The 19,244-nt window shown below is 68.5% G+C and carries 14 protein-coding genes; 9 read left to right on the top strand and 5 right to left on the bottom strand.

From position 1 onward, the window contains the following. Positions 1–15 precede the first annotated feature (15 nt). Positions 16–1,065: a cytochrome d ubiquinol oxidase subunit II gene (cydB, locus tag ACR65J_RS15340; protein ID WP_440170563.1), complete on the top strand. Its 1,050-nt coding sequence runs from the start codon at positions 16–18 to the stop codon at positions 1,063–1,065. A 1-nt stretch (position 1,066) separates the two neighbouring features. Then, positions 1,067–4,510 carry a thiol reductant ABC exporter subunit CydD gene (gene cydD / locus ACR65J_RS15335; RefSeq protein WP_440170560.1) on the top strand — a complete coding sequence of 1,148 codons (3,444 nt, stop codon included), beginning with the start codon at positions 1,067–1,069 and terminating at the stop codon, positions 4,508–4,510. 55 nt (positions 4,511–4,565) lie between these two features. Here the strand turns inward: cydD and ACR65J_RS15330 are convergent, their stop codons facing one another. Beyond that, entirely contained in the window at positions 4,566–5,084 is a 519-nt protein-coding gene (locus ACR65J_RS15330; protein WP_440170558.1) for a DinB family protein, read from the bottom strand. Positions 5,085–5,124: 40 nt separating this feature from the next. Then, positions 5,125–7,653, bottom strand: a complete 2,529-nt coding sequence (locus ACR65J_RS15325) for a DNA gyrase/topoisomerase IV subunit A (protein ID WP_440170556.1) — start codon at positions 7,651–7,653, stop codon at positions 5,125–5,127. Positions 7,654–7,729: 76 nt separating this feature from the next. Between ACR65J_RS15325 and ACR65J_RS15320 the strand changes: the two genes are divergently transcribed. The 5 genes from ACR65J_RS15320 to ACR65J_RS15300 all read left to right on the top strand — a co-directional run bounded on the left by ACR65J_RS15320 (position 7,730) and on the right by ACR65J_RS15300 (position 14,922). Next, complete coding sequence (locus ACR65J_RS15320; RefSeq protein WP_440170554.1) at positions 7,730–10,414, top strand: bifunctional acetate--CoA ligase family protein/GNAT family N-acetyltransferase; 2,685 nt, start codon at positions 7,730–7,732, stop codon at positions 10,412–10,414. A 41-nt stretch (positions 10,415–10,455) separates the two neighbouring features. Further along, positions 10,456–11,199: a DUF5998 family protein gene (locus ACR65J_RS15315; RefSeq protein ID WP_440170551.1), complete on the top strand. Its 744-nt coding sequence runs from the start codon at positions 10,456–10,458 to the stop codon at positions 11,197–11,199. Between the two features lies 1 nt (position 11,200). Then, positions 11,201–12,427, top strand: a complete 1,227-nt coding sequence (locus tag ACR65J_RS15310; RefSeq protein ID WP_440170548.1) for an alkaline phosphatase family protein — start codon at positions 11,201–11,203, stop codon at positions 12,425–12,427. Beyond that, a complete protein-coding gene (locus tag ACR65J_RS15305; protein ID WP_440170545.1) occupies positions 12,420–13,169 on the top strand; it encodes a thymidine kinase in 750 nt (249 codons plus the stop codon). The genes ACR65J_RS15310 and ACR65J_RS15305 overlap by 8 nt, the downstream gene beginning before the upstream one ends. 97 nt (positions 13,170–13,266) lie before the next feature. Beyond that, complete coding sequence (locus tag ACR65J_RS15300; protein ID WP_440170542.1) at positions 13,267–14,922, top strand: HNH endonuclease signature motif containing protein; 1,656 nt, start codon at positions 13,267–13,269, stop codon at positions 14,920–14,922. A 111-nt stretch (positions 14,923–15,033) separates the two neighbouring features. Here ACR65J_RS15300 and ACR65J_RS15295 read toward each other — a convergent pair whose 3' ends face one another. The 3 genes from ACR65J_RS15295 to ACR65J_RS15285 form a co-directional block, all read right to left on the bottom strand. Then, positions 15,034–15,618, bottom strand: a complete 585-nt coding sequence (locus tag ACR65J_RS15295) for a dihydrofolate reductase family protein (protein ID WP_440170540.1) — start codon at positions 15,616–15,618, stop codon at positions 15,034–15,036. Between the two features lie 129 nt (positions 15,619–15,747). Next, entirely contained in the window at positions 15,748–17,079 is a 1,332-nt protein-coding gene (gene sepH / locus ACR65J_RS15290; RefSeq protein WP_440170538.1) for a septation protein SepH, read from the bottom strand. A gap of 129 nt (positions 17,080–17,208) precedes the next feature. Further along, positions 17,209–17,697 (bottom strand): DUF3093 domain-containing protein, encoded by a 489-nt coding sequence (locus tag ACR65J_RS15285; RefSeq protein WP_440170536.1) that lies wholly within the window; start codon positions 17,695–17,697, stop codon positions 17,209–17,211. A gap of 115 nt (positions 17,698–17,812) precedes the next feature. Here ACR65J_RS15285 and dut point away from each other — a divergent pair, with 115 nt between their 5' ends. Next, the gene (gene dut, locus ACR65J_RS15280) at positions 17,813–18,331 is read left to right on the top strand and encodes a dUTP diphosphatase (RefSeq protein ID WP_440170533.1); all 519 of its coding nucleotides are present in this window, start codon (positions 17,813–17,815) and stop codon (positions 18,329–18,331) included. A gap of 108 nt (positions 18,332–18,439) precedes the next feature. Further along, positions 18,440–19,153, top strand: a complete 714-nt coding sequence (locus tag ACR65J_RS15275) for a DUF3710 domain-containing protein (protein WP_440170531.1) — start codon at positions 18,440–18,442, stop codon at positions 19,151–19,153. Positions 19,154–19,244 lie beyond the last annotated feature (91 nt).

Below are 19,244 nucleotides of genomic sequence, written 5' to 3'. Positions count from 1 at the left end.
CAGAGGAAACACACAATGGAACTGCTTCCCACCATTTGGTTCATCGCCATCGCGGTGCTGTGGACCGGCTACCTCTTCCTGGAGGGCTTCGACCTGGGCGTGGGGATGCTGATGAAGCTCTTCGCCCGCGACAACACCGAACGCCGCGTGCTGCTGAACACGATCGGACCCGTCTGGGACGGCAATGAGGTGTGGCTGCTGACCGCCGGCGGCGCCACCTTCGCCGCCTTCCCGCTCTGGTACGCGTCCTTGTTCTCCGCGCTCTACCTGCCGCTGCTGGTGGTCCTGCTGGCCCTGATCTTCCGTGCCGTGGCGTTTGAATACCGCGGCAAGGTGGACACCGACAGCTGGCGGAACCGGTGGGACTGGGCCATCGCGCTGGGCTCCTTCTTCGCAGCCTTCGGCGTGGGTGCCGCCCTGGCCCTCACCACCACCGGCCTGCCGCTGAACGCCAACGGCGACCGCGAGGGCGGCCCCATGGCCTGGTTCAGTGGCTACGCCCTCCTTGGCGGCGTGGCAGTGGTGGGATTCTCGCTCCTGCACGCCCTTGCCTTCCTGGCACTCAAGACCGACGGCGAGGTCCGGCACCGGGCCCGGCAATGGTTCGTGCGGCTCCTGCCGGTCCTGCTCCTTCCCATCGCAGCATGGGCCCTCGCCATCCAGTTCATGGACGGCAAGCCCTGGACCTGGGCGGCCGTTGTCCTGGCAGTCGGTGCCGCCCTTACTGCCTGGCTGCTGGCCCGGAAGGGTTCTGAGGGCAGGGCCTTCCTGGCCCTGGGAGCCTTCCTGGTGCTGGGCACGACCGCCATCTTCGGAGCCGTGTTCCCCGTAGTGCTGCCTTCCACGCTGGACAGCGCCTTTGACCTCACCATCTCCAACGCCTCGTCCTCCGACTACACCCTGGGACTGATGAGCATCGTGGCGGCCTTTGGCCTTCCCCTGGTGATTGCCTACCAGGCCTGGACCTACTGGGTGTTCCGCCGCCGCGTCAGCGCGGCGCACATCCCGGAAGCCCACAGCTTCCTCCCGGCGGTGGCTGCCAAGGCCTTTACCACCAAGGGCTGACGTGCGCCCAACTTTTCCCGCCGGTCCCTCCACCCGCTCAGCCATCTACTGGCTGGGACTGCTGGCAGCGCTCAAGGCCCTGTCCCTGGTCCTGATCGGCCAGGCGGTGGCCTCCGTCCTGGCCGGACTGGTTGCCGGGAACCCGGCCTGGGGGAGCCAACTGACCGCCGGACTCCTCGGCGTCGTCCTCCGGTCCCTGACCGTGTGGGGCCAGGCCGTCGCTGCCCGCCGCGCCGCACTGGGCGTGAAGGAAGAACTGCGCGCTGAGCTGCTGGAGCGGGCGCTGCGTACCGGCGTGCGCGGAGCCGGGCCCGGCGACGGCGGCCTGGCGGTCCTTGCCACCCGTGGCCTGGACGCACTGGACAGCTACTACACCCAGTTCCTTCCCGCGCTGGTCAACTGCGCGGCCGTTCCGCTGCTGCTGGGGGCCCGGATCCTCTTCGCGGACTGGGTCAGCGCGCTGGTCATCGTGCTGACGGTGCCCCTGATCCCGGTGTTCATGGTGCTGATCGGCCGGTACACCGAGGACAACGTGCGGGAGGCCCAGGCCTCGCTGGCGCGGCTGTCAGCGCACATGCTGGAGCTCGCCAAGGGCCTGCCGGTCCTGGTGGGGCTGGGCCGTGCCACCGCCCAGCGCAAGGCCCTCGAAGACATCTCGGAGGAATACCGTTCGCGCACCATGGGCACCCTGCGCACTGCGTTCCTGTCCGCGCTGGCCCTGGAACTCATCGCCACCATCTCCGTGGCGGTGGTGGCCGTCTTCATCGGCGTCCGGCTGGTCCACGGCGACATGCCGCTGGAGGCGGGCCTGCTGGCCCTCCTCCTCGCCCCGGACTGCTACCTCCCGCTGCGGGAACTCGGCACCGCCCACCACGCCAGCGACGACGGCAGGGTGGCGCTCGCGGAAACAACCGCGGTGACCCGGGCGCCGGAGCCAACACCGCTGCCCGCGGCCAAGGCCGGCAGGCCGGGCGCCCCGCTGGAGGTCACCGGACTCACGGTGACCTACGCCGGCAGGTCCGGAACCGCCGTCGGACCCCTCACCTTCACCGCACCGCTGGACAGGATTACGGCACTGGAGGGCCCCAGCGGTGCGGGCAAGAGCACTGTCCTGGGCGTCTTGGCCGGAACCATTGGCCATGGAGACGGAACAAGCATCGCCGGCTCCATCACCGGGCTGGACCGCCGTGCCGTGGCCTGGGTGCCGCAGCACCCCGTCATGGTGGCCCGAACCGTCCTGGACGAAGTGCTGCTGTACCTCTCACCGGACCCGGGCCACGCCCCGGACCGGTTCACCGCCGAAGACGCGGCCCGGCAATGCCTTGAACGCGCCGGAGCCGGGCACCTGGCAGCAAAGCACCAGGCGGAGCTGAGCCCGGGCGAGCTCCGCCGTGTGGCACTGGCCCGTGGCCTTGCCAGGATCGACGCCGGGGCTACCCTCCTGCTGCTCGACGAACCCACCGCACACCTCGATGACGCTTCTGCCGTCGTCGTCGAGGACGCCATCCGCCTGCTCCGCGGCCAGGTCACCGTGATCCTGGTGGCCCACAACGAGCGCACCCGGCAGCTTGCGGACGTGCTGGTGCCGGTGGCGCGGGCCACGGCTACAGCCCGTCAGGCGGGCGGAGGCGTGGCGTTCCTGCCCACCTCCCTGCCCGCCTCCCTGCCCGCCGGCTCGGCGGACCCCGCAGGAAGCAGTGCGGGGGACGCGGGCGCCGCCAGCGCTTCCACGGACAGCCAGACCACAGGGAATTCCTCCGCCGGCGGTCCTGCGCAGGCCGTCCCCGGTTCTGGCCGCCTCCTGGCCGCACTCCTTGCGCCGGTCCGGGGAAAGTTCGCGGCTGCGGCCTTCGTCGGCACCCTGGCGGCCGTCTTCGCCGTGGCGCTTTCCGGCCTGTCGGGCTGGCTCATCATCCGGGCCAGTGAACAGCCGCCCATCCTGTATCTCCTGACCGCCATTGTCGGTGTCCGGTTCTTCGGCATTGGCCGGGCTGTGTTCCGCTACTGGGAGCGGCTGCTGCTGCACGATGCCGTGTTCGCCGCACTCACCCGGCTCCGCGGCCGCCTCTGGGAATCCCTGAGCCGCAGGGCACTGTCGCTGCGCCGGCTCCTGCAGGGCGGAAACGTGCTGGGGACGGTGATCGACGACGTCGACACCGTCCGGGACCTCCTGCCCCGCGTGGTCCTGCCCCCTGTCACGGCGTTCGCGGTATCTGTCCTGGCCATAGCTGCCACCGGCATCCTGGTGCCTGACGCCCTTCCAGCCGTGGCGGCAGCAGCCATCAGCGGCCTGCTCGTGGCGCCCGCCGCCGCCCTGTGGGGCGACCGCAAATCCGCCGCCGCCGAGCAGTCCCTGCGTTCCGGCGTCCTGCGCCGCGTCACCGCTGCCCTCGATGCCCGGGCCGAACTGCACGCCAACGGCGTTGCGCCCCGCGTGCTTGACGCGCTGCTGGCGGAGGACCGGGACGCCACCCGTGCGTCGCAGCGCTCGGCCTGGGCGGACGGGCTGGGGCATGCCGTCGCCACCGCGGCCTGCGGCACGGCCGCGCTGGCGGCCGCCTGGTTGGCGGGCCCCGGGGTCCTCACGGCCCAGGTGGCCCCCGCGACGGCGGCCGTGGTGGTCCTCCTGCTGCTCGCGCTGGTGGAACCCTACGCAGCGATGACGACGGCGGTGCGCCAGTTTCCCGCGCTGCGCTCGGTCATGCGCCGGGTGGGGGAGTCCGGCGCCCTTCAGGGAGGCGAAAGCCCTGGCGGCCTGCAGCACGTTCCCCCCAGTGCCGGGGACGCACCAGGCGTTGAACTGGTGGACCTGGCCGCGGCATGGCCGGGCGGCTCTCCGGTCTTCTCCGGCGTGGATGCGGTGGCCGGCCCCGGGCGCTGGCTGGCCGTCACGGGACCGTCCGGTTCGGGAAAATCCACGCTGCTCTCGGTGCTGCTCGGCTTCCTGCCGCCGGCCGCGGGGCAGGCCATGGTTACGGGCCGTGCAGCGTGGTGCCCGCAGGAGGCCCACCTGTTCGATTCCACCATCCGGGGAAACCTGCTGCTGGGACGGCCGTCAGGGAACGTCGCATCCACGGCAGGTGACGGCGAGCTGGAAGCCGTCCTCGCCGCCGTCGGACTTTCAGGACTGGTGGGCCGGCTGCCGGCGGGGCTGGACACCCGGATCGGTCCCGGTGGTGCCTTCCTGAGCGGCGGCGAGCGCCAGCGCCTGGCTGTGGCGCGGACCCTGCTGACCGGAGCCGAAGTGATCCTGCTGGATGAACCCACCGCCCACCTGGATGCGGAGTCAGCGGCTGCCATGCTGGCGGACCTGCGTGCCGGGCTGGGGGACCGCACCGTGGTGCTGGTCACGCACAACCCCGCCGATATCCATGCCGGTGACGCCAGGCTGGACCTCACGGCCTCCTCCGGACAGCCCCGGGGATCCCTGGCGCCCTCGCGCTGAGCCCCCGCTACCGTGCGCCGCCGCCAACCAGGGCGCCGCAGCAGGAACCCCGCCGTCAGCCGTCGACGTCGTGGAGGTGATGGACTACGTCGTGCAGGAAGTATTGGGAGAGCGTCAGGACGGTGAACTCCGAGCCGTTGCTGCGCAGCCCCTTGCGTCCCCAGTCGTCTTCGGGGACACGGGCGAAGGACTCGGCGGCCTCGTGCCCTTCCGCCGCCAGTTCCGGACCCACATCCGACGGGTCGGCGTTGGCGTAGTCCTTCTCGATGGCTGTACGGTCCTGGTCCCAGTCGGCGAAGCGGGTGTCATCCTCCGTGAGCATCAGGTTCAGGCGCTGGTTGAAAAGGGCGAAGACGTCCCGCACGTGGCATGCGTACTCCAGCGCCGACCACGTCTGCCCGTCGGGGCGCTCTGCCGCGTCCGGCCGGCGGAGGACCGCCAGCCACCGGGGGATCATGCTTTCGATGCTTCCGGGGACCGTGGCGGGGGTGGCCGTGGAGGCGTGGAAATTGCATTCCGGGCAGGGCCGGGACAGGACCCAGGTCCAGTTCTTTTCATCAGGAACGATAGGCATGGGAGCAGTCTAAGCTGTGCGCCGTCAGTGGAGGCAGCCGCTACTCGGCGGTTTCCCCGGCTGCGGCCCCGTCCGTCCACGCCATGGCCGGGCCCACCACGTCCACGGCCTGGGAGAGCGGGACGCCCGAGCCGTCGCGGCGGCCGTGCTCCTGCGGCAGCGACCGCGCCACTCCACCGGCGGAGGAGGCCTTGGCCGGTCCATGCCCTGCCCAGGCCAGCAGCAGCATGTCCTCACCCTTCAGGAACCGGTGCGCCCGGACCCCGGCCGTGGCACGCCCCTTCGCAGGGTATTCGGAGAAGGCCGTGACCTTGGCCGTGCCCGGGGCGGTGCCTGGGAGGGCGCCGTTGGTACCGGCGATGGTGACCACGACGGCGGCCTCATCCTGGGGCTTCACGGCACCAAAGAAGATCACCTGGTCACCCGCGGCGAGTTTGATGCCAGCCATGCCGCCGGCAGTGCGGCCCTGGGGGCGGACCACGGCTGCGGTGAACTTCAGCAGCTGGGCCTCCCGGGTGAGGAACACCAGTTCGGTGTCATCGCCACCGGCAGGAGCCACTCCAACCACCACGTCCTTGTCCTTGAGGGTGATGACCTCCCAGTCTTCACGGTTCAACGGGTAGTCCGGCTGGACGCGCTTCACCACGCCCTGGGCGGTGCCGATGGCCAGGACTTCGTCCAGCCGTACGAACGCCACCAGGGACTCACCCTTGACGAGGGTCAGGAACTCTTTGGCCGGAACGCCCCCCGCAAGGTTGGGGAGGCCAGCCACGGGGGCCAAAACCGGCATGTCCATGACCTGCAGCCGGAGCATGCGGCCCAGCGAGGTGACCGCAGCGATTTCGCCCCGGGCCGACGTCTTGACCACCGACGTGTACACGTCATGCCTGCTGCGGGGACCTGCCTCGGCCAAGGGTTCCTGGTTGCCGGTGCGCGCCACCTGCCCGGAGGCGGTGAGGATGGCCCAGCAGGGGTCGTCCGCGATCTCCAGGGACAGCGGCACGGCCTTGCCCTTCTTGCCGTCGGCCGCCGCAGGATCGGCAGCAGCGACGGTGGGGGACACGGCCTCGGATTCCAGCAGCACGGTCCGGCGCGGCGTCCCGTGTTCCTCGGCAATCACGGCGAGCTCGTCGGAGACCACCGTCCGCAGCAGTTCCTCCGAGTCCAGGATGGCCTGCAGTTCCGCGATCTCCCGGCGCAGCTCGTCCTGCTCCTTCTCCAGCTCGATCCGCGAGTACTTGGTGAGCTGGCGCAGCCGCAGTTCCAGGATGTAGTTGGCCTGGATCTCGGTGAGGTCGTAGATGGACATCAGCCGCTCGCGGGCCGCCGCGGCCTCGTCCGAGGACCTGATGATCTGGATGACCTCGTCGATGTCCACGATGGCGATCAGGAGGCCCTCCACCAGGTGCAGGCGGTCCTTCTTCTTGCCCAGTCGGTAGACGGTCCGGCGGCGGACCACGTTGATCCGGTGGTTGACGTAGACGGACAGCAGGTCCACCAGGCCCAGCGTCTGCGGCTGGCCGTCCACCAGGGTGACGTTGTTGATGCCGAAGGAGTCCTCCATCGGCGTGTACCGGTAAAGCTGCTGCAGGACCGCGTTCGGGTTGAAGCCGTTCTTGAGCTCAATGACCAGCCGCAGCCCGTGCTTGCGGTCGGTCAGGTCCACGATGTCGCTGATGCCGGTCAGCTTCTTGGCGTTGACAGCATCCTTGATCTTCTCGATCACCTTCTCCGGGCCCACCATGTACGGCAGTTCCGTAACCACCAGGCCGGTGCGGCGTGCAGAGAGCTGTTCGATTTCCACCTTGGCGCGGGTCTTGAAGGACCCGCGGCCCGTGGCATAGGCGTCCCGGATGCCGTCCAGGCCCACGATCCGGCCGCCGCTGGGCAGGTCCGGTCCCGGCACGAACCGCATGAGGTCATCCAGCGTTGCGCCAGGGTGGGCGATCAGGTGCCGGGCAGCGGAGATGACCTCCACCAGGTTGTGCGGGGCCATGTTGGTGGCCATGCCGACGGCGATGCCCGTGGCGCCGTTGACCAGCAGGTTGGGGAAGGCGGCGGGAAGGACGTCCGGCTGGGTCAGCTGGTTGTCGTAGTTGGGAACGAAGTCCACCACGTCTTCGTCCAGGTGGTTGGTCAGCGTGAGGGCGGCCGCCGCCAGCCTGGCCTCGGTGTACCGCGGGGCTGCCGGGCCGTCGTCGAGCGAGCCGAAGTTGCCGTGCCCGTCGATCAGGGGCAGCCGCAGCGAAAAGTCCTGGGCCATGCGAACCATGGCGTCGTAGATGGCGGCGTCACCGTGCGGGTGCAGCTTGCCCATGACCTCGCCCACCACACGGGCGCTCTTGACGTGGCCGCGGTCCGGGCGCAGGCCCATGTCGCTCATCATGTACAGGATGCGGCGCTGCACCGGCTTCAGGCCGTCCCGGGCATCAGGCAGGGCGCGGGAGTAGATCACCGAGTACGCGTACTCCAGGAAGGAGCCCTGCATTTCGGACGTCACGTCGATATCGACGATGTTTTCCGTGTAGCTGTCGTCCACGATGGGTTTTGAACTTTGCCGGCGGGCCATGGGGTTTGGTGAATCCTTCTGCGGTTACTGCGCAGCCTTTGGGTGTGCTGCGATAGTTTTTGGCTAGGCTAAGCCTATGGTGGATCAGCCCGGGGACGGCGAATATCCGGAACATTGGGAAGCCGATGTCGTCCTGCGTGACGGCGGGACAGCGCATCTGCGGCCCATCCACCCGTCGGACGCGGACGCCGTCCAGGCCTTCCATACCGGGCAGTCGCAGAATTCAATCTACATGCGCTTCTTTGCGTTCAAGGCCAGGCTGTCCGCCAAGGAGCTCAAGCGCTTCACCGAGGTGGACTACAAGGACCGGGTGGCGTTCGTCATCACCATCGGCGGCGAAATCATCGGCATCGGCCGCTATGACCGGCTGACCGATCCCACCGAGGCGGAGGTCGCCTTCAACATCGCCGACGCCCACCAAGGGAGGGGCATCGGGTCCATCCTGCTGGAGCACCTAGCCGCCGCAGCGCACGAAAACGGGATCCGGAAGTTCACCGCCGAGGTCCTGCCGGAGAACCGCAAGATGCTGATGGTCTTCTCCGACGCCGGCTACGACGTCAAGCGCCACTTCGACGACGGCGTCGTCAGCCTGGAGTTCAACGTCGACCCCACCGAAAAATCCCGTGCCGTGATGGAATCCCGCGAGCACCGCGCGGAGGCGAGGAGCGTCCGGGAGCTGCTGGCGCCGTCGTCCGTTGCCGTCATCGGGGCCAGCCGCAAGTGGGGGACCGTGGGGTACCAGCTGCTGGAGCACATCATCGAGGGCGGTTTCCACGGCCCGGTCTACGCCATCAACCCGGAGGCGCTGGAACTGGCGGGCATGCTGTCCTACGGCAAGCTCTCCGAGGTTCCCCAGCCCGTCCAGCTGGCCATCATCGCAGTGCCCTACGAGGAAGTGGCCGGCGTGGTAGAAGAGTGCGCCGCGGCAGGGGTCAAGGGTGTGGTGATCGCCTCAGCAGGCTTCGCGGACGACGGCGAACGCGGGCTCCAGCGGCAGCGCGCCCTGGTGCGCCAGGCCAGGGCCAACGGGATGCGCGTTATCGGGCCCGCATCGCTGGGCATCGCCAACACCCACCCGGACGTGTCACTGAACGCCTCCATGGCGCCCAGCATGCCGCTGCGCGGCAGCCTGGGCCTGTTCAGCCAGTCGGCGGCCATCGGCGTCTCGCTGTATGCCGCCTCCAGCCGGCGCCGGCTCGGGCTGTCCAGCCTGCTCTCCGCGGGCAACCGGGCGGACGTCTCCGGCAACGACATGATGCAGTACTGGGAGGACGACGCCGATACGTCCGCCGTCGGCCTGTACCTGGAGTCGATCGGCAACCCCCGAAAGTTCTCCCGCATCGCACGCCGGCTGGCACGCACCAAGCCGGTCATCGTGGCCAAATCGGACACCATGGGCCTCCGCCTGCCGCCGGGGCACGCCGTGCGGACCACGCAGGCGCCGGCCGGGGCACTGGACGCCATGCTTCGCCAGTCCGGGGTGATCCGCGTCGAAACCGTTGAACAGCTCGTGGACGTCGCCCAGGTGGTGTCAGGCCGCCCGCTGCCTGCCGGAGCCGACGTCGCCATCTTCAGCAACTCCCAGGCGCTGGGCAACGTGGTGGCAGACAGTGCGGCAGCGCACGGGCTGGGAGTGGCGCAAGTGGTGTCCGGACTCGACCTGGACTCCGGCCAGTCGGTGGCCCTGCCCGCGCTGCGGACGGCCCTCCTTGACGCCCTTGCCTCGGACTCGGTCCACGCCGCGGTCGCCGCACTGCTGCCCGCCCGGGGGCTGACCGTCGACACGGTGGCCAGGGTCCTCGCGGAATGTTCCGCCAGCGCAGGGAAGCCGGTGGTGGCAGCCTTCACGGGAATCCTTGACCCCGCCATCAACGTGGAGGGCCTGCTGGGCGTCGAGGGCTGCACCGTCCCCTGCTTCTCAAATCCCGGCGCCGCCGTCGCCGCCCTCGCCGCAGTGGTCCGGTACGCCGAATGGGCCGCGCGCGACCAGGGGCACTTCGTGGAGCCTGCCGGCTGCGACCCCCGGCAGGCTGCGGCAGAGCTCGACGAACTCCTGCGGGACGTCACGGGCGAACAGCTCAAGCAGTTGGACCCCGCGGCAACGGCCTCGCTGCTGCGGCATTACGGCATTACTGTCCTGCCCTCGGCCCCGTTCACCACCCCGGATGAGGCCGTTGCCGCCGCAGACTCACTGGGCTGGCCGGTGGTGCTGAAGACCACCGAACCTGCCCTCCGCCACCGGCTGGACCTCGGCGGCGTGCGGCTTGGCATCGAGGACGCCGAATCGCTGCGCCTGAACGTGCTGCAGATGCGGCGCGCGCTCGCTGCCTACGGAAACCCGGCACTCGAAGTCCAGGCCATGGCGCCGGTGGGGCAGGCATGCACGTTCCGGGCCATCGAGGACCCGTTGCTGGGGCCGGTGATCTCGTTCGGCCTCGCCGGTGACGCCGTCAACCTCCTGGACGACTGGTCCCACCGGGTTCCACCGCTCTCCGCGGCGGACGTGCACGACTTCATCCGGGCGCCCCGGGCGTCCCGCAAGCTCTTCGGTTACCAGGGCCTGCCCGCCGTGGATGTGCAGGCCCTCGAGGACCTGGCCGGGCGGCTGGCGTGGATGAAGGACAACCATCCGGAGATTGCGCTGGCGGAATTCAACCCTGTCCTGTGCGGCACCTCAGGCGTCACGATCCTCGCCGCCGACGTGCGGATCGGCAACGCCGCACAGCGCACGGACAGTGCCCGCCGGGCCATGCTGGGCTGAGGCGGTTAGCAAGTGACCGGACGATCTGTGAAAATGGGGGCATGAGCTTCCAGCCTCCCGCGTCGGCGCCCCAAACGCCCGGCAATGAAAACCAGGCAGTCCGCCAGCACAGCTCACACAACCACGGGGCCCAGGGCCAGAGCCTGGAGGATGCGCTGCAGAAGGCAGGGTTCTATCCGCGCCTGGTGTCTGACGTCGTCGACGATGCACTGGATGACCGGGACTGCGTGGCCCACCTGGTGCACCTGGAAACCCACTTCGACAGGGCAGAAGTGCGCCGCCACATCACCGTCCTGGTCCTGACCGCAGACATGCTGGTCATCACCCATGTGGACGACCAGCAGCTGGACGAGGCAGGGGAGCAGATCGTCGCCCAGATCTCTACCGAGTCCGTTCCCGTGGCCCAGATCCGGTCGGTGGTCCTGAGCTACATGTACGCACAGCCGCAGAACTACAAGCCGTCCGATCCCGTCCGGGAACTGACGCTGTCCATCGCGTGGTCCGGCGGCCAGCGGTTGGACATGGGCCCGGCCAGTTGTGGCGATCCGCAGTGCGAAGCGGACCACGGCTACACCGGAACCATTGCGCAGGAGGACATCGTGCTCCGCATCAGCGCCGAGGCGGACGGGCTCCAGGCCGTGCAGGACGCCAAACTCTTTGCCCGGGCCCTGCGGGCGGTCAACACCGGTTCCGCCGCTCCCGTATCCCACGCCCAGTCCATGGCGCCGCGGCCGCGGTCCGGGGTGTTCGGCAACCGGCTCAGCCGCGGGCACCAGCAGCGCTGAGATGCCGGAAGACCGCCACCACGCCGTACAAACCTCCGGACGCACTCCCGACCTTCCGCCCGCTCCCGCCTATGGGCACCGCTCCATCGCCGAAGTCCTGACCAGCGCGGCGGCCAGCCTTGGCATGGAGGATTTCACCAATACCTTGGGACTTCCGGCTGCCTCCCGGGTGTGCGTGGTGCTGGCGGACGGTCTGGGCCGGAACCTCCTCAAGCAAAAGTCCGCGCACACGCCCTTCCTGCGCTCGGTGTTGCAGGCCGGGCAGGGGGATGTCCCGGTGTGGCTGGACTCCGCCTTCCCCTCCACCACCGCAGCGGCACTGTCAAGCTTCGGGACGGGACTTCCTGCCGGCCAGCACGGCATGGTGGGCTACGACGTCCTGGACCCGGACCAGGACAAGGTGGTCAACCTGCTGGGGAACTGGGATCCAGGCGTCAACCCGTCCGAGTGGCAGCCTTTCCCCACAGTGTTCGAACGGATCGCCGGACAGGTGGAGGTCAGCACCGTCAGTCTCGCCCAGTTCGACGGCTCACCCATGACCCGGGCCGCACTGCGGGGCGGCAGGTTCATCCCCGGGGCCACGCCCCATGCCCGGACTGCCGCCGCTGCCGAAGCCATGGCAGCCTCCGGCCCATCGCTCATGTATTTCTACGTCAACGACCTGGATAAGGCCGGACACCGCTACGGCTGCCGTTCCGAACAGTGGGAACACCAGCTGGAAGAGCTCGACGCCACCGTCAAGCGGCTCAACTCCGCCCTTCCCGCGGGCACCACCATCCTGCTCACGGCGGACCACGGGATGCTGGACGTGGCCGAACCGCAGCGGATTGATTTCTCCACGGACCCTGCCCTGGTGGAAGGTGTCCGCCATACTGCAGGTGAGCCACGGATGGTGCACCTGTACCTGGCGGAAACGCACCTGTTGGCCGGCGGCCGCGACCGGCTGGTGGCCGCGTGGAAGGCTAGGTTCGGTGACCGGGTCTGGGCTTTCACCCGGGACGAGGCCGTTGCCGGGGGACTCTTCGGCGACGATGTCCGGCCGGCTGTTGAAGGCAGGATCGGTGACGTCATGATCGCGGCGCGGGACGCCGTCGCGCTTTACGATGGCCGGCGCATGCGGCCAACCGCCATGGAAGTGGTGGGCCAGCACGGCTCGCTGACCAAGGCCGAGCGGGAGGTCCCGCTGCTCTGCTTCACGGCCGAAGGAAGGAACCGCCGGCGTGGCTGAGCTCATCTTCTTCTCCGGCACCATGGACTGCGGAAAGTCCACCCTGGCCCTGCAGATGGACTACAACCACCGGGCCCGCGGCCGCGGCGGCGTGCGCTTCAGCCGCAACGACCGCGCCGGTGAGTCCCGGATCTCCAGCCGCCTGGGCCTGGAGACGGACGCCGTGGAGGTGCTGGACAGCACCGACTTCTGGGAGGAAGTCATGCTCCGCCGCACCCAGGGCCGGCGCGTTGACTACCTCATCTGCGACGAGGCCCAGTTCTACACGCCCGAACAGGTGGAGCAGTTGGCCAAGGTGGTGGACGAGATCGACGTCGACGTTTTCGCGTTCGGCATCACCGCTGACTTCCGCACCAGGCTGTTCCCCGGCTCGCAACGCCTGATCGAACTCGCGGACCGGGTGCAGGTGCTCCAGGTGGAGGCGCTGTGCTGGTGCGGCCGGCGCGCCACGCACAATGCCAGGACGGTCGACGGCGTGATGGTTACCGAGGGTGCCCAGGTTGTGGTGGGGGACGTGGACATGGTGGTTGAAGCCGCTGTCCCCGAGGCCGGGCATGTACCCGTGGTGGGATACGAGACGCTGTGCCGGCGCCACTTCATGCGGCGGGTGACCGCGCATGGCGCGTCTTTGATGGCACAGCAGGACCAGTTGCTGCCGTTCGACGTTGACGCATGCCTTTGGCACGGCTCCGGCGGACCTGGCGAGGGCCGGGGGATCCACGGCCAGGGCAGCAAAGGCTGACCCTGCCGGGCACCCGCCGGCATTTCAATCCGGGATGAAGAAGCGCTCTGTTCCACCTCCGATCTTAATTGTCGTACCCCCTTGTCATGATTAGTTCATGGGGAAAGCAGCGGTGACTAAGGCGTTAGCGGACATGCGCGCTGCCCTTGCCGTGCTCGTTTTAGAGGTGGACGGTTCTGGTCCGGAGCCGTTTTCTGTGGGTGATCCGTTGGCTGGTTTGGCGGATGGTTGCCTGGACATTCTTGCCGGTGCCCGTGAGGTGGAAGCAGGGATCGCTGCGTTGAAGGCCAGGGCTGCTGTGGCGTATGCGGAGAGCGCCCATGCTGTGGCCGGGCCGCGGGTGCCGGTGCGGGCGCAGGAGATGGCGGTGGCCGCGGAGATCGGGTGCGTGCTGGCTTTGGGTCAGCGGGCGGCGTCCTCGTTCCTGGCGACCTCCCACGCCGTGACGACGATGTTGCCGCGGACGCTGGCGGGGTTGCAGGCCGGGGTTCTGTCCTGGGGCCATGCGGTGGTCATGGCGGACGAGACCGCGTGCCTTGATGCAGTGGGGGCGGCGGCGTTGGAGGCGCATTTCCTGGACCCGGACGCACCAAACCCGGCAAGGGGATGCCCTCCGGGGGAGATGCCGGCGCACCGGTTCAGGGCCAAGGCCCGGACGTGGCGGGAACGCCACCAGGCGGAGAGTATCGAGAAACGCCACGCCAAGGGGGTGGCTGAGCGGCGGGTGGAGTTCCGGGCGGACCAGGACGGGATGGCGTGGCTGTCGGCGTATCTGCCCGCGGCTCAGGCGCTGGCCGGCTGGAATCGGCTCACCGCTATCGCCAGATTCCAGCAGGGGCCGGAAGAGTCCCGCAGCATGCCCCAGCGGCGGGCGGATAACTTTGCCGATGCGATCCTCGGGAGCGGCAGTCTCACGCAAGGCAGCGGCACCTGTGCCGCGCGTGCACGCGACACTAACAGCGACGACGAGGACGGCTGCGGGGACGGCGCGGGTGGCGCCGACCGCCCTAGTCCCAGTGATGATGCCGGGCGGCAGCCTTGGTCTTCGCCCATCCGGGCCCAGGTTCTGGTCACGGTCCCGGTGTACTCAATGATGGGGCTGACCGAAGAGCCGGCGATGCTGGACGGGTACGGTCCCATCCCGCCATCAATGGCCAGGGAGCTCGTGGCCAACGGTGCGGGGTCGTTCTACCGGGTCCTGGTGGACCCGCGGGATGGGGCACCGTTGGAGATCGGCCGGACCAGCTACAGGGTGACCGGCGCGATGCGTGCCTGGTTGCGGATGCGGGACGGCAAGTGCCCGTTCCCCGGCTGCAGCAACAACTCCCTGGACAACGACGCCGACCACATCCTCGCCTGGGCCAACGGCGGCACCACAGGGATCAGCAACCTGGGACAGCCCTGCCCGAAACATCACAAACTTCGCCACAGCACCGGCTGGAATCCTACCCCCGCCACGAAGAATGAACCACCCGGTTGGACCTCACCCTCCGGCCGCCACTACCCGAGCGAACACCAAGACTGGGAACCAGTCCGATGGCCTGCCGGGTTCCTGCAACGTGCACGGAGCCGACCCGAAAAGCTCAGCCTGCAAGGTGAACCGCAGCTGCCCGAAAAACGGAGCCTGCCCGAAGAACGGAGCCTGCCCGAAGAACGGAGCTTGCCCGAAAAATTGGGCTTCAGCAAAGAACCAGCCCTCCTTGAACAGCGAAGCCTTCTCGAAGACGCGCTCTGCCAGCATCTCGCCTCGTGACAGTCCAAGCGCGCGGGTTCGACATGCGCGAGCCGCCGTTCCGCGATGCGCTGCGTGCTGAACCTCGCGTCAGCGGCCGCGCTGCCAGCCTGCTGTCAGCCCAGCCTGCTGTCAGCCCAGCCGGCGGTAACGGATGTGGGTGGCCAAGGGAGAGTGGAGCACCTCGACGGGTTCGAAGCCAAAGGACTCAATCCCGTCAAAAATCCGTTCACCCGAGCCGAGCAGGACCGGAGCGATGTCCAGGGTGAGCTCGTCGATGACGCCGGCGGCCAGCGCCTGACGGACAGTGGAGGCTCCGCCGGCGATATCCACCCCCTTGTCCCCGGCGGCATCGAGGGCCGCGGCGTAGGCCGCGTCGAAGCCACCGGTGACAAAGTGGAAGGTTGTCCCGCCCTCCATCTGGATCGGATCATGGGCGTGATGGGTGAGGACGAACACGGGTGCGTGGTAGGGAGGTTCGGGGCCCCACCATCCGCTCCATTCCTCGTCCCAGTCGCCACGGACGGGCCCATACATGTTGCGGCCCATCACATATGCGCCGCGCGGGCGCATGAGCCAGTCGGCCGCAATACCGTTGGCCTCGTTGGCGCGGGGATCCCCGATATGCCAGCCGTGCAGTTCGAGTCCCCGTTTGCCCAGCGGGTTCTCTCGGCTTTGGTCAGGCCCGGCGACGAAGCCGTCCAGTGACATTGACATGTGGCAGGTGGTATCCGGCACAGCAAACCTCCCGGGATGATTGCAGCTTCTGACCGATTGGGTGCGGGGAGCCTAGCATGCAGGAGGGGCAGGATCGACCCTCGGCGCATCGGCCGGAGGCAAGTGTTTCTAGTCGCTCCGCGTGCCGAAGACGATTTCGTCCCAGGACGGGACGCTGGAACGCTTGGGGCGTGCAGGCCGTTCCGGCGCCTCGGTCTCGGGCAGTTGTCCGGTAGCGGGCGATGCATCGGACTGCTTGGGTGCGGGGCGGCGGGGGTTGCTTCCCAGCAGTTCATCCAGGCCGGCGCCACCGGAGTTGCCGGACCCGGCTGCAGGCGTGGCACCGGTCGGCTTCTGTGGGGACGCCGCGATGGTGATTTCCCGGGTGTCGGTGCTGACGCCGTCGTGAAGCCGCAAGGCGTCATCATGGCCGTCCCGGTGGGGCGGAAGCAGGCTCAGCCGTGACAGCATGGACGGCCTGGCGTCCCTCCGCCGGATGAACGAATCCCCCTGCGCTGCCGGTGCTTCCTGCTGCCCGTCCTGCGCTTCGGGGTCCTCTGCTTCAGGCTGGGCAGAGGCCTCTGCCACCACTTCGGAAGGCCTCGGGTGTGCTGCCGGGACGCCGTGCGCCAGGAGCAACGCCAGGGCGTCGTCCGAATCCTCATCGACGCCGAGCCGCTGGCCCCGCCGTGACCGGAGCATGTCCAGGAGGCCGTCGGATTCCTTCCCGGAGTCCTGGCCGGCACCCTGGGCGACGGGGGAAGCCTTGGAGGAATCCGCGTCAGTCTCAAAATCAAAGGGACGGTCGGAAACCGCTGTGAGCCGGCGGGCGGGAACAGGACCGTCCAGCGGTTCGAGTTCGCTCAACTGCTGCGCCCAGCGGTTGGTGTTCTGCAGTGATTTGCGTCCGGGGCTGAAGGTCCACAGCGCGGGCGGTTCCTCCCCGATTCCGGAGGTTCCGCCGGGCTTGGCCTCGAAGCTTGCCGAGACAGTCCAGGTGCCGTCCTGGCGCCGCCACGAGTCCCATTCCACCGTTGCGGGGTCGATGCCGTGGGCGGAGAGACGATGGGCCACCATGTCGTCCAGCGTCGCCGGGTTGTCACCGAAAGCAGATCGGTAGGCGTCGTGGCCGGGGGAGGGCGCCGCCACTTCAACCTTCCGTGCCTGTTGCGCAACGTACTCACGCTCCGCCAGGACCGGGCCTTCGTAGCGCTCCACCTTGGCCAGCGGCATCCCGGACAATTCCGCGACGTCGGCAGCGGTGGCGCCGGCACGGATCCGGGCCTGGATGTCCCTGGGAGACATGGGAACGGCAGGCCGCTCCGTCCGCACTTTGGCCGTGCCCCGGCTGGCCGTCCTGAGGGCCTCATCGATCGGCAGCTGGAACATCTCGCCGCCGGCCCCGCTCAACAGGAGATGCGTCCCGTCGTCGTGCACGCCTACAAGCCGTAGATCCTGCATACAAATCCTCCACCCTGGCATTACTATCAATCGAAACTCTGCCACCCGGCGGCGCCGATTTGGCTCAAGAAGCAGGGCGCGCCGTGATTTTCCGCTTCATCCGCGGCCGGAAGGAGAAAGGGGGCAGTGTCAGCGCCGGGCCAGGGCTGCTGTCAACTGGTCCGGGTGACGGGTTGAGGCCAGCCAATAGGGGGTCCGGTCGGCAGGGTCGTTGATTTCGATCTTCACCACGGGATCGATCCAGCCGCGGATGCAGAGATAGGCCAGTCCGTTCAGCCGCGTGCCGCGCTCTGCCGTCGCTTCCTCCGACGTGAATTGCTGCACACTGCCTACAAACCGGCGCTCGATGGTGGCCCGGCCCACGGTGAGGGCGTCCGCTGTCACAGTGATGACAGGCGTGGAAAGGACCAGGAGGACCGTGATGATGGCCAGGAGCACCAGTGCCGCCGTGTAGCCCGCGGCCATACTGATGGGGGCGAAGACCAGGATCCCGGCTGCGGATACACCGGCCGCTATAACCCAGATCCAGGCGTTGGGCCACAGCTTCTCCCTGTAAATGACAGGTCCCCCGGTGGAGGGTGTACTGGGGACGGGCGCAGGGGAGCTTGATTCGGGCATAGCCCCAGCTTTCCACCTTTGTCGCGCCATTTCACCTTGGGTCAGGCCTTCCGCCGAACTCCTTGCTGCGGGCTTCTTAGGACTGACTCGGGGGCGCGGGTTAGAGTGAGTGACTGTGACTGATCATCCCGCCACGGTAGACCTTGTTCCGGACGCAGCATCTCCTGCCCCTGCCGCCCCCACCCTGCAGGTCCAGTTGAAAATGCTGGACCCGGAGCTGGAAGCACCGTCCTACGCACACCCGGGCGACGCCGGGGCGGACCTCCGTGCCCGCGAAGACGTGGTCCTGCTGCCGGGAGAGCGCAAACTGGTCCCCAGCGGTGTCGCGATCGCACTTCCCGAGGGATTCGTGGCCCTGATCCACCCCCGTTCCGGCCTGGCCACCAAGCACGGACTCACGATCGTCAATGCCCCCGGCACCGTGGATGCGGGCTATCGCGGCGAGATCTCGGTAACCCTGCTGAATACCGACTCGTCCCAGCCGATAGAGCTGCGGCGCGGCGATAGAATTGCCCAAATGGTCATCCAGCGGGTGGAGTACGCCAAGTTCATTCCTGTCAGCGAACTGAGCGGTTCCGTGCGCGGCACGGGCGGCTTTGGGTCCACTGGCGGCTTCAACGTTCCCGGAGCCTGACCCCGGGGACGCACCCGCTGCCACGCCAGCACGCACGACGGCGGGACCTCCACGGTTCCCGCCGGCACCATTCAGAACTGGCACTTTTTCAGGATTAAGGAGTCACCCATGGTCTTTGGACTCGGCAGGAAAGCAAAGAACGATGAGCCGGCGCAGCCAGCCGAAGAGCTGACGATCGCGGAGGCCGGAGAAGGCACACCGGGCACCGCCGCCCGCCGCCAGGACGGCCCCTTCGACGAAGCCGAGATCAGCAGCCGTGACGGCTTCGTCGACCTCGGCGCCCTGCTGATTACCCCCAGTGAGGGCCTCCAGCTCCGACTCGAGGTGGAAGAGGCAACGCAACGGGTAGTGGCAGTCACCCTGGACCTGAACGGCTCCAGCCTCCAGCTGCAGGCCTTCGCCGCCCCCAAGACAGAGACGCTGTGGGACGAGATCCGCGAACAGATCGGCCAGTCGGTCGGGGCGCAAGGCGGCCAGGTTGAAGAGGTGGAAGGCGCTTTCGGTACCGAACTGGTGGCCAAACTTCCTGCCGGACTTCCCGATGGCAGCCAGGGCTATCGGGTGGCCCGCTTCATCGGCGTTGACGGCCCCCGCTGGTTCCTGCGCGGCGTCCTGGGCGGGCCTGCGGCGCTGGAACGCCCCGCCGCCGAACCGCTCGAGGCCCTGTTCCGGCAGGTCATCGTGGTCCGCGGCGACAGCCCCATGCCGCCGCGCGACCTTCTGCAGCTGAGGCTGCCCAAGGACGCATCAGCCACTCCTCCGCCCGCCGCGCCCACCCTGGAGGAGCCCGAACGTGGTCCCGAAATTACCCAGATCGGCTGAGCCCCCGCAGGAGGGGACCGCGCAGCCACCGCGTGGGATCACGCCCCTGGGCCAACTGCCGGACCGGGGCCGCATCATGTGCCAGGGACAC

This window comes from Arthrobacter sp. SAFR-044, from assembly GCF_059414985.1.
Note: the sequence above shows the minus strand (reverse complement) of the source record. Positions and strands in the feature narration are given on the sequence as shown.